General features: G+C 37.7%; 14 protein-coding genes. 7 read left to right on the top strand and 7 right to left on the bottom strand.

Annotation, left to right across the window (positions count from 1 at the left end):
• Positions 1-37: 37 nt before the first annotated feature.
• The 7 genes from fabG to EVJ48_00150 all read right to left on the bottom strand — a co-directional run bounded on the left by fabG (position 38) and on the right by EVJ48_00150 (position 7610).
• Positions 38-790, bottom strand: coding sequence for a 3-oxoacyl-[acyl-carrier-protein] reductase (fabG, locus tag EVJ48_00120; GenBank protein ID RZV40363.1), 753 nt, complete (start codon positions 788-790; stop codon positions 38-40).
• Between the two features lie 27 nt (positions 791-817).
• Positions 818-1798, bottom strand: coding sequence for a [acyl-carrier-protein] S-malonyltransferase (fabD, locus tag EVJ48_00125; protein ID RZV40364.1), 981 nt, complete (start codon positions 1796-1798; stop codon positions 818-820).
• A 24-nt stretch (positions 1799-1822) separates the two neighbouring features.
• The gene (fabK, locus tag EVJ48_00130) at positions 1823-2770 is read right to left on the bottom strand and encodes an enoyl-[acyl-carrier-protein] reductase FabK (GenBank protein RZV40365.1); all 948 of its coding nucleotides are present in this window, start codon (positions 2768-2770) and stop codon (positions 1823-1825) included.
• Between the two features lie 6 nt (positions 2771-2776).
• Complete coding sequence (locus tag EVJ48_00135) at positions 2777-3760, bottom strand: ketoacyl-ACP synthase III (protein RZV40366.1); 984 nt, start codon at positions 3758-3760, stop codon at positions 2777-2779.
• A 23-nt stretch (positions 3761-3783) separates the two neighbouring features.
• Positions 3784-4794: a phosphate acyltransferase PlsX gene (gene plsX, locus EVJ48_00140; protein ID RZV40571.1), complete on the bottom strand. Its 1011-nt coding sequence runs from the start codon at positions 4792-4794 to the stop codon at positions 3784-3786.
• 39 nt (positions 4795-4833) lie between these two features.
• Positions 4834-5025: a 50S ribosomal protein L32 gene (locus EVJ48_00145; GenBank protein RZV40367.1), complete on the bottom strand. Its 192-nt coding sequence runs from the start codon at positions 5023-5025 to the stop codon at positions 4834-4836.
• Between the two features lie 83 nt (positions 5026-5108).
• The gene (locus EVJ48_00150; protein RZV40368.1) at positions 5109-7610 is read right to left on the bottom strand and encodes a valine--tRNA ligase; all 2502 of its coding nucleotides are present in this window, start codon (positions 7608-7610) and stop codon (positions 5109-5111) included.
• A gap of 72 nt (positions 7611-7682) precedes the next feature.
• Here EVJ48_00150 and dnaX point away from each other — a divergent pair, with 72 nt between their 5' ends.
• From dnaX to rimM, 7 genes are all read left to right on the top strand, one after another.
• Positions 7683-9275, top strand: coding sequence for a DNA polymerase III subunit gamma/tau (gene dnaX, locus EVJ48_00155; protein RZV40369.1), 1593 nt, complete (start codon positions 7683-7685; stop codon positions 9273-9275).
• Positions 9276-9390: 115 nt separating this feature from the next.
• Complete coding sequence (locus EVJ48_00160) at positions 9391-9705, top strand: YbaB/EbfC family nucleoid-associated protein (GenBank protein ID RZV40370.1); 315 nt, start codon at positions 9391-9393, stop codon at positions 9703-9705.
• A gap of 11 nt (positions 9706-9716) precedes the next feature.
• Entirely contained in the window at positions 9717-10322 is a 606-nt protein-coding gene (gene recR, locus EVJ48_00165; GenBank protein RZV40371.1) for a recombination protein RecR, read from the top strand.
• A gap of 1 nt (position 10323) precedes the next feature.
• Positions 10324-12624, top strand: coding sequence for a hypothetical protein (locus tag EVJ48_00170; GenBank protein RZV40372.1), 2301 nt, complete (start codon positions 10324-10326; stop codon positions 12622-12624).
• Positions 12625-12831: 207 nt separating this feature from the next.
• The gene (locus EVJ48_00175; protein ID RZV40373.1) at positions 12832-14208 is read left to right on the top strand and encodes a signal recognition particle protein; all 1377 of its coding nucleotides are present in this window, start codon (positions 12832-12834) and stop codon (positions 14206-14208) included.
• Positions 14199-14441, top strand: coding sequence for a 30S ribosomal protein S16 (locus tag EVJ48_00180; GenBank protein RZV40374.1), 243 nt, complete (start codon positions 14199-14201; stop codon positions 14439-14441). Before EVJ48_00175 ends, EVJ48_00180 begins: the two co-directional genes overlap by 10 nt.
• A complete protein-coding gene (gene rimM, locus EVJ48_00185; GenBank protein RZV40375.1) occupies positions 14438-14941 on the top strand; it encodes a 16S rRNA processing protein RimM in 504 nt (167 codons plus the stop codon). Before EVJ48_00180 ends, rimM begins: the two co-directional genes overlap by 4 nt.
• Positions 14942-14945 lie beyond the last annotated feature (4 nt).

Here is a 14945-nt window from a genome sequence, read left to right on the forward strand (position 1 = left end):
TAACAACTTGAAAACAGAATTCAATTCTGCCCCTGCATTACATATACATCCCGCCGTTGACGTTTAAAACTGTGCCGGTAATATAGGCTGAAAGTTCCGAACACAGGAAGAGAACGGCGTTTGCTATCTCCTCCGGTTCGGCTATTTTGTTTAAAGGAATACTTTTTTTAATAGCATCTTTTACGTCTTCAGGCAATTTATCCGTCATTACCGTCCTTATAAATCCGGGGGCTATCGCATTTGCGAGTATTCCTCTCGCCGCATATTCTTTTGCTATAGATTTTGTAAAAGCTATAATTCCTGCTTTAGAAGCGGCATAGTTAGCCTGTCCCGTATTGCCTATTTCTCCTATAACCGAGGCTATGCTTATTATTCTTCCTGACTTTGCCTTAAACATATGTTTTAATACATTTTTGGTAATATAGAACATACCGTTAAGATTAACGTTTATAACGTCTAACCAGTCTTCGTCGCTCATCCTTATAAGCAGGCCGTCTTTAACTATTCCTGCATTATTGACGAGAATATCTATTTTAGATTCTTTAGCTATAATCGCATTAACAGTATCGGAAATTTTTTCTGAATTTTTAACGTTTGAAGTATAAAAATCAAAATTTTCCGATATTTTTTTTATTTCATCCTTAACGGTTTCAAATCTTTTATCGTCTATGTCGATTATTATAACTCTTGCGCCTGCATTAAGCAAAACCTTAGATATAGACAGTCCTATTCCGGAAGAACCTCCCGTCACAACGGAAACTTTGCCTTTCAGGTCTATTTTAACGGACATAAAACGCTCCTATATTTAATGAATTTATCAATTTTCTAATTTTATTTTCTCGAATTCTTTAAGCGAATCCACGGAATTAATTGAGACTGCGTCTACATTTTTATCTATTCTTTTAATTAATCCGCTTAATACGTTTGACGGTCCAATTTCTATAAATTTAGTAACTCCGGATATTTTCTCCATATTTATCACTAAATCTTTCCACATAACCGGCGACGTTATCTGCTCTAAAAGCAGTTTGACGGCATCGTCTTTTTTAAAATAATTAAGCGACGTTGCGTTAGAAAATATTTCAAAACCGGCATCGTTAAAACGGTTTGCGTCTATAAACAATGAAAGGTTTTCCTTTGCTTTAGCCATAAAAGGCGTATGAAACGGAGCGCTTACTGGAATCATAACTATTTTTTTTGCTCCTTTTTCCTTAAGCAGCGCACAAGTTTCGTCTATAAAAGACGAAATTCCGGATATTACCGTCTGAACCGAAGAATTTAAGTTTGCTATAAAAACTCCTTCTTCATTTTTTGAAGTATTTATTTCTTTTATAACGTTTTTTATTATGCCGTCGTCAAGGCCTATAACTGCCGCCATTTTGCCGAAACCTACCGGACAAGCCGTCTGCATAAACAATCCTCTTTTCTTGACTATTAAGAGAGCGTAATCAAAATCGATGCTTCCGGCAGAAACATTTGCGGTATATTCTCCCAAGCTATGTCCTGATACGCATTTCGGCTTTAAGCCGAATTCTTTTTCTATCACTCTAAGTATAGCAATGCTTACGGTCAAAAGTGCAGGTTGCGTATTTTCCGTCAAGTTCAACTCGCTTTCGTTGCCGCCGAGAATTAAATCTTTCATATCCTGCTTTAAGATGTCCGAAGATTCTTCCAAGATATGGCGAGCTTCGTTAAAATTTTCAAAAAAATCTCTCCCCATCCCTATATGCTGAGAACCTTGACCGGGAAAAACAAAAGCAATATTTGAATTTAAATTTAAAGATTTTTCTATTTCCATAAATTTTATATAAACAAAATATAATTAATTCGCTACAAACTTTCCTGCGTTTTTAAAAAACGCTTCCGTCTGCGAAACAATTTCATCGATAACTTCTTTGACCGTTTTTTCTTCTTTTATAAGGCCTGCTATCTGCCCGCTCATTAAAGAACCCATTTCCGCATCTCCGTCAACCGACGCCGCTTTTAATTTTCCTGTTCCAAGTTTTTCGTATTCTTCGATAGGCGCGCATTTTTCTTCAAGCTCAAGAAACATTTTTGCAAGCTTGTTTTTTAAAACTCTGACGGGATGGCCGGTCGGTCTTCCCGTAACGACGGTATCTCTGTCTGACGCTTTTATAACGGAATTTTTCCAGTTCTGATGTATATGACACTCCTTAGTCGCAAGAAACCTCGTTCCCATTTGAATGCCGCTTGCGCCGAGACATAACGCCGCCGCAAAACCCCTGTAATCGGCAATGCCGCCTGCGGCTATTACCGGAATATTAACGGCATCGGCAACCTGCGGAACCAAAGCCATAGTAGTAATTTCTCCTATATGTCCTCCCGATTCCGTGCCTTCCGCAATTACGGCATCCGCTCCGGCTTTTTCCATTCTTTTTGCAAGAGCCGTAGAAGGTATAACGGGTATAACCTTTATTCCGGCATCATGAAACTTTTTTATGTAAGGGCCCGCATTGCCCGCCCCTGTCGTAACTATCGCGACTTTTTCTTTTATTACCGCATCTATAAGCTCTTCGATATAGCTTAAATACAATATAAGATTTACTCCGAACGGTTTGTCCGTGTTTTCTTTTGCTTTTCTTATTTCCTGCACGACAAGTTCCGGCGGCATCTGTCCGGCGCCTATAATACCCAAACCTCCCGCATTTGAAACGGCCGCGGCAAGCCTGTGGTTTGACGCCCATGCCATACCGCCCTGAAATACCGGATATTTTATTCCAAGAATATCGCAGATAGGAGATTTTATCATTTTATTCTACCACCTTATTATAGAAGAAGCCCAGGTTAAACCTGCGCCTATAGCATCTATAAGCACTATGTCGTTTTCTTTAATTCTGCCCGACGAATAAGCTTCGTCGAGAGCAATCGGTATCGACCCGCTTGAAGTATTTCCGTATTTTTCCACGTTAACGAAAACTCTTTCCATGGGAAATTTTAATTTCTTTGCCGTAGCTTCTATAATTCTGATGTTGGCCTGGTGCGGAACGAATAAATCTATATCTTCCGGTTTAAGTCCGTTAAAATCTATGGCTTCCTGGGCTATATCTTTAAGATAATTTACGGCATATCTGAACAGTTCGGAACCTTTCATTTTTATATAATGCTCGCGGCCGTTGACGCTTTCGTGACTGGCCGGCATCAAAGAGCCGCCGGCTTTAAGCATTAAAATATCGTCGTGTCCGCCTTCGGAATGCATATGTGTAGAAAGAATACCGCGGTTATTTTGAATATTTGCCGTCAACACCGCAGCGCCCCCCCCGTCTCCGAATAAAACGCAGGTCGATCTGTCTTCGTAATCCGTAATTCTTGAAAGCAGATCGGCTCCTATAACTAAAACATTTTTATATTTTCCGGATTTAATAAAACTGTCGGCTACGGACAACGAATATATAAAACCGCTGCATCCAGCACTGATATCAAAAGCAGCCGCATTCTTAAGTCCCAATTTGTCCTGTACTATGCAGGCAGTCGACGGGAAAATCATATCAGGGGTGATAGTTCCGACAAGCACAAGCTCAATATCTTCCGGTTTTAAACCTGAAACATCTAAGGCTTTTTTTGCGGAAGCCGCCGCTATGTCGGAGGTCGTCAAACCTTTTTCCGCAATTCTCCTTTCTTTTATGCCCGTCCTGGACATAATCCATTCGTCGGACGTGTCCACTATATTGCACAGTTCTTCGTTCGTCAACACTTTTTTAGGAACGAAAGAGCCGATACCGGTTATTTTTGAATAAATCAACTTAAATTAAACTCCATAATTAGTTAATTTGGGATATTTTGGGCATTTGCTTCTATTTTATTGCTTATATTATGTATTATGCCTTTTTCGACGAAATGCTTTGCTACCAATATTGCGCTCGTTAAAGCTTTTGAACTTGCTCCGCCGTGAGCGATAAAAGCGGCTCCGTTAACGCCGAGTAACGGCGCTCCGCCGTATTCGTTATGGTCCACGAGCTTTTTAAATTTTTTTAAAGATTTTCTTGCCATAAAAAAACCGCACTTTGCCATAAAACTTTTATTTATCTCTTCCCTTAAAAGATTAAAAATCGTCTCCGCCAATGTTTCCGCCGCTTTCAATATAACGTTTCCCGTAAAACCGTCGCAAACGACGACGTCAACTTTGCCGTTAAACACTTCCCTTCCTTCCACGTAGCCGTAAAAATTTAAATCGGTATTTTTAATTATAGCAAATGCTTCCCTCGTCAGATCGTTACCTTTAGATGCTTCTTCGCCGTTGCTTAACAATCCTACCTTTGGATTGTCTATTCCTTTCATAAACGAAGCATATTCCGAACCCATTATGGCAAATTCCGCAAGATGATAAGGTTTAACGTCAACGTTAGCCCCTGCGTCTATTAAAACGGTATATCCTCCGACTGCAGGCATAATCGTTGCAATCGCAGGTCTGTCTATTCCGTTAATTCTTTTAAAAACAAACATGGCTATAGCCAGAGATGCACCGCTGTTTCCTGCGCTTATAATTGCATCTGCTTCATTCTTTTTTACTAATTCGTAAGCGATACGCATTGAAGAATTTTTTTTATTTCTTACTATAGCCGAAGGCGAATCTTCCATCGTTATGCGTTCAGGCGCATGAACTATTTTAATTCTGGAGCCGTTATAGTTATTTTTTTTAATAGCATCCTTTAAAACGGTTTCATCGCCGGTTATAGTTATTTCTATATCCTTATTGGACTCAACTGCGGCTATAGCTCCCATAACTTCAGGTTCCGGAGCCTTATCGGAACCGAAACCGTCCAAAGCTATTCTAATCATTAACAGTCTCCAAGTTTGCGCATGGTATCCGCTTATTTAAGATTTTTCCTGCGCTTTTTCTGCTACTATTTTTCTACCTTTGTAAGTTTTACAGCTGGGACACATCCTGTGCGGAAGAAGCGGTTCGCCGCAATTAGGACATTTTGAATAATTAACGGGCGTAAGGCTGTCGTGCGTCCTTCTTTTATCCCTTCTGCATTTTGAATGTCTTTTCTTTGGATTTGCCATTTGAAATTCTCCTGTTTATCTTATATAAAAAAATTATAAAAATCTATGCTATATTATTAAATTAAAATTATAAAAAGTCAATTTCATTTTTCTAACGCTATTAAAATATTATCGTCGGACGCCTTAAAATCCGCTTGATCGGAAAATATTAACCGCTCGGCCCTGACTGCCGACCTTATATCGCCGGAAATATCGTTTATGATTTCTATATAGTCCTGATTTAACGCCTGAATTAAGATTTTATGAACTTTATGATTCTGGTGAAGATTTAAATTAGTGCGCAATTTCCTTGAAGCATCAAGAATATTCAGCAATACAGCCGAGTATTTTAAAGAATCTTTAAAAATTAAATCGTTTCTAAATTCCGGCCAAAAAGATTTATGTATGCTTTTATCTTTTTCATATCTTTTATAGAACGACAGATAGAGTTCCTCGGTTATAAACGGCATGAAAGGCGCAAACATTTTAACGGCATTTAAAGAAATAAAATACATAATATTCAGCACGGTTTTTTTTCTTTCGGAGCTTTCTTCGCTTTCGTCCCAAAACACGTTTTTTATAATTTCAAGATAATTATCGCAGTATGAATTATAGAAAAAATCTTGAAGCGTTCTCATGCACAGAGAATATTCATAAGACTCCATATAATTGCCGCAAGATTTCAGCGTGTTTTCGAATTCCGTCAATATCCATTCGTCTATGCGGCTAAGTTTAAGGTCTTTTACATTTTTTTCGTAAGGATTAAAATCGGATTCTACGTTCGTTATCAAAAATCTTGCGGCGTTCCATATTTTAATGGTCAATCTTCTGCCGTTTGCAACGTCTTCTTCGCTGAAACGAAGATCCTGTCCTAAATTTGCCTTAGATGCCCAGTATCTTAGGGCGTCTGCCGAGTACTTGCCGGTTATTTCTTCGGGGCTTACAAAATTTCCCAAGCTTTTAGACATCTTCTTGCCGTTTTTGTCCAAACCCCATCCGCTTATCATTACGTCTTTAAAAGGTATGTCTCCCGTATGATAAACGGATTTTACAACCGTATAAAAAAGCCATGTGCGGATAATTTCCTGCGCCTGCGGACGCAGCCCCATAGGATAAATAGTATTATAAAGTTTTTTGCTCTCGGCGTCTTCGTATGACCACAATGAGTTTATAAGAGGCGTAAGCGAGGACGTCATCCAAGTATCCATAACGTCGTTTTCGGGAATCAATTTGCTTCCGCCGCATTTTTTGCATTTCATGTTTACCGGCATAATTACTGCGGGATCCACGGGAAGTTCTTTTTCTGATGCGACGACGACTTCTCCGCATTCCGCACAGTACCAGACCGGAAACGGAACTCCGTAAAATCTCTGCCTCGAAATATTCCAGTCCCATTTAAGATTATTAATCCATTCGTCGTATCTGGTTTTCATAAACTGAGGATGCCAGGACATCCTGTTGCCTGCGTCTATAAATTTTTCTTTATTTTCTAAAATTTTTATAAACCACTGTTCTGCTAAAATAAATTCGACCGGAGTCGAACATCTGTCGTGAACTCCGACGTTATGATTCAGAGGCTTTTCCAACTTTATCAGCGACATTTTTCTTAAATCTTCAACTATGCCTTTTTTAGCGTCCCTGACGTTTAATCCTTTATAGCCGCCGGATAATTCGTTTAATCTTCCCGACCTGTCTATTATAATTGCCGTGTCTAAACTATGTTCTTTCCATTTCTTAACGTCTTCCGCATCGCCCCACGTACAGACCATCATAAGACCCGAACCGTAAGACATATCTACGGACTCGTCATATTTAACCGGAACGTTTTTATTGTATAACGGAGTTTTGACGCTCATTCCTTCCAAAAAACGATATCTTTCGTCCGCCGGATTAGCGTAAACGGCGACGCATCCTCCGAGCAGTTCGGGACGTGTCGTAGATATAATAAGGCCTTTACCTTCGTCTGATTTAAATTCTATATCGTACAGTACGCCTGTAAATTCTTCCATGACTACATCTGCCTGAGCAAGAGAAGTCCTGCACTGCGGACACCAAAGTATAGGTTCGTTGCGCCGCTCGATAAGACCTTTGCCGTAAAGGTCTAGAAACGATTTCTGAGCGGTCTTTCTGCATCTTTCGTCTATCGTGGAATACGATAAACTATAGTCGGCGCTTATTCCGACCGATCTCCATAGCGATTTATATATATCTATTCCTATTTTTGTTTCTTTAAGGCACAAATCTATAAATTCTTCTCTCGTAATTTTAGATTTATTGATTTTATATTTTTTTTCTACGTAACGTTCGGTCGGAAGACCGTTGTCGTCGAAACCCATAGGATAGAAAACGTTATAACCCTTCATCCTTTTATATCTTATAATAAATTCCGCCTGCGAGTAACTCATTACGTGTCCGACATGCAGATGCGCCGACGAAACATAAGGAGGCGGAGTATCGACCGAATAAATATCTTTTCCTTTATCTTCCAAAGAAAATTTATAAATATCGTTGTCTTCCCAATATTTAGATATTTTTTCCTCTACCGACTTGTAATCGTAATTTTTAGGAAAATCCTTGAAATCTATAAAATCGTTCTTTTCTTGCATTGTTTTTCAAGTTTAGCAATTTTTTATTAAAAAATCAACTTTAGAAAACAAAAAAATGATATAATAATTAAAATGTACCAGGTGCTTGCACGAAAATATAGACCAAGGATTTTTGACGAGATAATAGGGCAGGATGCAATCGTTCAAACTTTGAAAAATGCGGTAATAAACGATAGGCTTTCCCACGCATATATATTTACGGGAACCAGGGGCGTAGGCAAAACATCCATTGCAAGAATACTCGCAAAATCCATTAACTGCGAAAACGGTCCGACTGTAAATCCTTGCGGCGTATGTTCGGCCTGCGTCCAAATTCAGAACGGAAGTTCTGTGGACGTTATAGAAATAGACGGTGCATCGAATACCGGAGTCGATTCGGTAAGAGAGTTAAAAGAAAACATAATATATTCGCCGCAAAGTTTAAGATTTAAAATCTATATAATAGACGAAGTCCATATGTTATCCAACAGCGCGTTTAACGCTCTGTTAAAAACTCTGGAAGAACCTCCCACTCACGCAAAATTTATCTTCGCCACTACCGAAATCCATAAAGTTCCGGAAACTATTTTATCGCGGTGCCAGAGATTTAACTTTAAACGGATACCGACGAAAATAATATTCGAAAAATTGAAAGAAATAGCTAAAGCAGAAAATATCAACGCAACAGATGAAAATTTTATGATTATAGCATCTCTTGCCGACGGTTCTCTGAGAGATTCTCTTTCAATTTTCGATACCGTTATATCTTATTTTGGAAACAATATTGAAGAAGATATTTCAGGCGTGCTTGGACTTACGTCTAAATCTATAACTTCACAACTTATATCTTCTATATTCAATAAAGATTATGAAGGCGCGCTGAAAGCGGTAAAGGAAATTTACGAATCGGGATCAGACTTAAGGCAGTTCATGAAACAAGCGGCGCATTATATAAGAAACATAATAATCGTAAAATTACGATATAAAGACCTTATATACGACTTAACCGACGAAGAAATTAAAACGATAGAGCCGCTTGCGGAGCAAAAATCCCTTGAAGAGCTTTTAGATATGCTCGACGTAATGATAAACGCCGACGTTAAATTTCAAAGGATTTCTTCGCCTTTATTAATGATGGAATTGACGATTTTCAGGCTGTTTAACGTTCCCGATAAAAAAAACGTGACCGAACTTATTTTAAAAATCGACGAATTAAAAAATAAAACTAAACATAATTACGGAACGGCAGAATCGATAAAACCTCATACATCTATAGAAATAAAGCCTGCCGAAAAACAAAATATAATTATAAATAACCGGTTGAACGAAGGAAAATACGTCCAGGCGAAACCGGTTGAACGCACAACTTACAATGAACAGGTTGAATATGCGAAACCTGTTGAACATGCCGAAACTTTTGAACGGAACGAGCTGAAAAAAGATTCGGGACAGCTTTTGGAACATGAAAAACTATTCGAACATTTTTCAAAAATGGATGAAAAGTTGAATGAAAAAGAAAAAACAACAAAACCAAAAAATTTTCAAACGGCTTCGCCGATAACGGAAGAACGTCTTCAAAAAGATTTTCAAAAAGACTTCGCCGAAAAAACAATAACGGACGATAAAATAATCGAAAGCATAAAAGAAGTATTCGGCGATAGTATTAAAAGAATAGATAAAATATAACGCATATTAAAAGCCTATTGAAAAGTTAAACGTTTGCAAACGTTTGCAAAAAAATAAAAAATTAAATAAAATATAAAGATATATTTAAAAAATCAATATAATGGAGGCTAATAAAATGTCGAAAAATATCGCCGGAATGTTAAAGCAGGCGCAGAAACTTCAATCCGATATGCTTAAAATGCAGGAAGAATTGGGCTCTAAAATAGTAGAAGCAAGCGCAGGCGGAGGAATGGTTACCGCAAAGGTAAACGGAAAACAGGAACTGCTTGAAATAAATATAGATAAAACAGTCGTAAATCCCGATGACGTCGAAATGCTTCAGGACCTTATAGTAGCTTCTATAAACGAAGCTCTTAACAAGTCTAAAGATATGGTAACCGGAGAAATGTCCAAATTAACGGGCGGGCTTAATATGCCCGGTCTTTTTTAACAGGCCGCTTAATGTCTTTAAACCATTCGGATTACGTCAAAGATATAGTATTCGCATTTAAAAAACTCCCCGGCATAGGAGAAAGATCTGCAAGAAGACTTGCATTTTACTTATTGTCACAGAACGAATCCGTAGCCTACGGTCTTGCGGATGCAATAAAAAATGCCAAACAAAACATAAAATTATGCCAAAAATGTTTTAATTTAAGCTCCGACGATATCTGCCATATATGCGGCAACCCGTCCAGAAACGGAAAACAGCTGTGTATAGTAGAAAATCCGGAAATAATATACGTATTTGAAAAAAGCGGAAATTATAACGGTTATTATCATGTCCTGCACGGTTTAATAAATCCTCTTGAAGGTATAACGCCGTCGGATTTAAAGCTAAAAGAGCTTGCAAGCAGGGTAGAAAACGGCGGTTTTGAAGAAATTATTCTTGCGCTTAATCCAAATTCCAACGGAGAAGCTACCTCTATTTATATTCATAAAATTTTATCGCCTTATAACGTCCGCATTTCCGCTTTGGCAAGAGGAATACCGATAGGCTCCGATTTGGAATACGTAGATAAAGACACGCTGTCGGAAGCTCTTAATTACAGAAAAAAATTCGATTAAGATGAACAATAAGGTTTTACTTATATCGGTTGACAACCTCAGATACGACTGCGTTAGCTATATTAAAAACAGACCTCATCTGAAACAATTTTACGTCGAAAATTTAGTAGATACGCCCACGTTAGACGAAATCGCCGAAAACTCCACGGTTTTTACCGATTGTTTTTCCACCTCGAGCTATACGACTGCGGCGCATGCCTCTTTATTTACCGGATTGTTACAGCCCAAGCACGGTTTAAGGCCTTTTTTTTATAAAAAAATGAGGACAGACTGCGCGACTCTAGCGGAAATTTACAAAAATAGCGGCTATAAAACCATATTTTATTCAGACGTTATAGAACTTTTTCAGCCTTTGGGGCTTACCAAGGGATTCGATTTTATATATGCAAACGATATTAATCTGCTTTTTAAACAAATTTCGGCTTTAGAAAACGAAAAGGTATTCTGTTTCATACATCTTTTCGACATTCACGAACCTTATATTTTTTCGCAAAATTATAACGAAAATCATTATAACGACGACTATTTTGCATTCATAAATAAAATGTCCTCTTTATACAAAATACCCGTTCAGAATAATAATCCTTTCACTCTCTGGAATAATTTTTCCGGAAAAGTAAATTACGGGGTGCAAATTATGCTTCCCCCATACATTTACGGGGTCAATAAATTCGACAAAGGGCGCTTCAGGCTTATATACGGTTTTTTAAAAAATGCCGGATATTTTAACGATGAAAATATATATTCTATTTTTGCCGACCACGGAGAAGGCAGAATAGTTTTCTACGATATGCCGGTTTTCGGCCATATGGGCGAACTTTTCGACGAAGTCATAAAAATACCGCTGATACTGCATGCGCCGCAATTAGAAAAAGGAGTAAATAATAAATTAGCTTCTATAGTAGATTTATTTCCGACCTTGATCTCTTTATCCGGTTTAAAGGTCATTCTCGACGATAAAAGCGCCCCATCAGGTTCAAATTTAATCGAAACGGACGGATTATCTTTACTTGGAGAAAAAGAAAGAGAATACTGCTATTCGGAATTTTGCACGCAAAATATGTACAACGAAATAATGCAATTTTCCGCCGGCGTTTATGACAGAAGCAAAAACGGCGCCTCTTTTAAAGACAAGTATTTCCTGTCTCAACGCTCGATAAGGACTAAAGACCGTAAATATTTATTCATTCCGGATAATATTTTGCAGTCGGAAGCAAAAAAAATCTTAGAAAACATTAATCTTTCCGATGAAGACTTTATAATAGAAATGTTTAACTCAGTTATGAGAAAAAGGGTCGGCAAACCAGAATACCTGTTTCTCCTCAATTCGCTTAAATCGAAACAGACTACCAGACAAAACATTTATCAAAGCATGATAACTTCGGAAATTTATAACAGGCCTAAAAATTATTATTTCGACCTTATAAACGACCCGCTTGAAGAAAATTTCAATGCATTAAATACTTCTCTATCTGATTCCATAAAATATATCGAAATATTAAACGAAATAGAAAGCCATTCATTTATAAGCGAAAACTTATTCGACGATAAAAGCGCAACCGGCAAAAACGGCGCACGCATTATATTTAACCAGCCGGAATCCGATAAAAACATAGCGGCTGAATCTCTTGCGCTTCTTGAACAAAAAATTTCGCTCGGTATAGAAATTATTAAAGAAGCGGAAGACAGATATGGAGATAAAATCGGCATAGCATTCACGGGCGGTAAAGATTCAACCGTTTTATTAGACTTGATAAGACGCTCGAAAAATGGGAAAATACCTTTTAAGGTTATTACCATAGATACGTCGGCAGAATTCCCCGAAATTAAAGAATTTATGGAAAAATTAAAATCCGCATGGAACTTTGAAATTGTAAAATACTCAAACAATGAAGCACTTCGGCAAAAATATCCTATAGCTAAAGATAAAACCGACTGCTGCAACACCCTTAAAACTATTCCTCTTAAGGAGTCTATTAAAGATCTTCATCTTAAAGCTATGTTTACCGGAATAAGAAGGGATGAAAACGAAGCCAGGGCAAACGAATCCTATTTTTCTAAAAGAAAAGACCCCCACCATTTCAGAATTCATCCTTTGCTTCATTTTACGGAAAAAGATATATGGGATTATATCAAGTTTAATAATCTTCCGTACTGCAATCTCTACGAACAGGGTTACAGATCTATAGACTGCGCGCCCTGCACTCATAAAACCTCGGAAAAAGATGCCGCCGAACGCTCCGGGCGCTCGCAAGATAAAGAAGCCGCCATGGACAAACTGCGTCAGCTTGGATATTTCTGATTAAATTTGTGACGGTGACAGAATTGAATTCCGGTCGCCGTATTTACAATTTTTCGACACCTTTTTTCGCATTGACATATTTTAAAAAAACTAATAAAATAATAGTTTTCAATTATAAAATCTTTCTTAATTATTAATTAAGATATTGAATAAGCTAAAAGCCTGTTCGGTATTTTTAAAAAATTATTTAAATTATAAATTAGCGCAATGTTTGACGGACTTAGTTCAAAACTCGAAAAAGTTTTTAAAAACCTTAAAGGTTACGGAAAGCTGTCTGAAAAAAATATAGAAGACAGTCTTAAGGAAGTCAGGCTTTCTTTGCTTGAAGCCGACGTAAACTACCTTATAGTAAAAGAGTTTATAGAATCCGTAAAAAATAAAGCCGTAGGCGAAAAAGTAGCCGACAGCCTGACCCCTGCCCAACAGATTATTAAAATAATAAGGGACGAATTAGTTGAACTGCTGGGAAACAACGAGCCTTTAAATATTAAGACAAAGCCTCCCGTCATCATAATGCTTATCGGGCTTCAGGGTTCTGGTAAAACTACTACTGCGGGAAAACTCGCGCTTTATCTTCACAGAATGAAACGCAGCGTATATCTAGTTCCCGCGGATATTTACAGACCGGCCGCTATACTTCAGCTTAAGAAAATCGGCGCAAGCATAAATATTCCGGTTTACGAAACGCCGGAAGAAAACGGTAAAATCCTGCAAAAGCCCGACGAAATAGTTAAAAGCGCTATAGAAATAGCCGAAAAACATGCTTATGATACCATAATCGTCGATACTGCAGGACGACTTGAAATAGATGAACCGTTAATGAACGAACTTAAACTTCTCAAAAATAAATTTAATCCAAACGAAATATTATTCGTAGCAGACTCTATGCTGGGGCAGAGCGCGGTTACGGTAGCAAAAACTTTCAACGAAGCTCTTGATATATCAGGGGTCGTCCTGACGAAAGTTGACGGCGACGCAAGAGGCGGAGCGGCTCTTTCTATTAAAAAAACCGTCGCCAAACCGATTAAATTCATAGGCGTAGGCGAAAAACTCAGCGATTTCGAAGTCTTTTACGGCGACAGGATAGCCGACAGGATACTCGGCATGGGCGACATATTAAGCCTTATAGAAAAAGCCCAGGAGTCTATTGACGAAAAATCTGCTAAATCTATAGAAGAATCTCTTAACAAAAAAGATTTTACGGTTAAAGATTTTGCCGAACAGCTTAAAATGATGTCAAAAATAGGCGGGATTACTCAGATTGCAGGCATGATACCCGGCTTTTCAAAAATAAAAGATAAATTTAATTCTGAAGCGGCTGAAAAAGAGATAGTTAAAATTAAGGCTATTATTAATTCTATGACGGAAAAAGAAAGGCTGAACCCCGACATATTAAACGGCGGAAGGCGCAAAAGAATCGCTTTAGGAAGCGGCACCACCGTCAACGATGTTAATATCTTTATAAATAAATTCGAAGAAGTAAAAAAGATTATGAAGTCTTTCAAAAAGAACAAATTGGGTTCTTTAAAAAATATAAATAATATTAAAAACATGTTTAACAAAGGAGATTTCAAGTGGCGGTAAAAATCAGATTATCTAGAATCGGTTCTCACAAAAAACCTTTTTACAGAATCGTGGCGGCTTCCGGAGAAAAAGCCGTGCAGAAAAAATTTATAGAAATACTGGGGACTTATAATCCGTGCGCCGATAAAGGCGTCCAGTTTAATATCGATAAGGACAAATTCGACAAGTGGGTAAGTTTGGGGGCAAAACCCAGCGATACCGTTATGGCGTTAGTAAAAAAACAGGCTAAATGAATCCCGTTTATATAGATATAGGGGAATTTATAAAACCGCACGGTATCTTAGGCGAACTTTTATTTAATCTATACAACCCCTTGTCTAACGTTATGGATTCTGAATGCGAACTTTTTATTAAAGAAAACGGCGCATATAAAAAATTAGAAATCGAAAAAATCAGACGGGCAAACAAAGGTTATCTCATTAAATTAAACGGCGCAGATTCTATTGAATCTGCGGAAAAGTTTAAAAAGACTTCCGTTTATATTAATAAAGCCGATATTAAATTGGATAAAGACGAATTTTTAATTTCAGATTTAATCGGTTTAAACTGCTATAACGAAAAAAAAATTAACATAGGGTCGGTTTCGGAAATTTACGGAGGAGAAACAGACGTTATGGAAATAAAGTCCAGCGCTGCAGTTTACCTGATTCCTATGACGGCTGAAAATATCGAAACTATAGATATTAAAAATTCAAAAATATCGGTTAAAAACGAAAATAATTATAGAATATAAAAAC

This window comes from Candidatus Acidulodesulfobacterium acidiphilum (assembly GCA_008534395.1).
Taxonomy (GTDB): domain Bacteria; phylum SZUA-79; class SZUA-79; order Acidulodesulfobacterales; family Acidulodesulfobacteraceae; genus Acidulodesulfobacterium_A; species Acidulodesulfobacterium_A acidiphilum.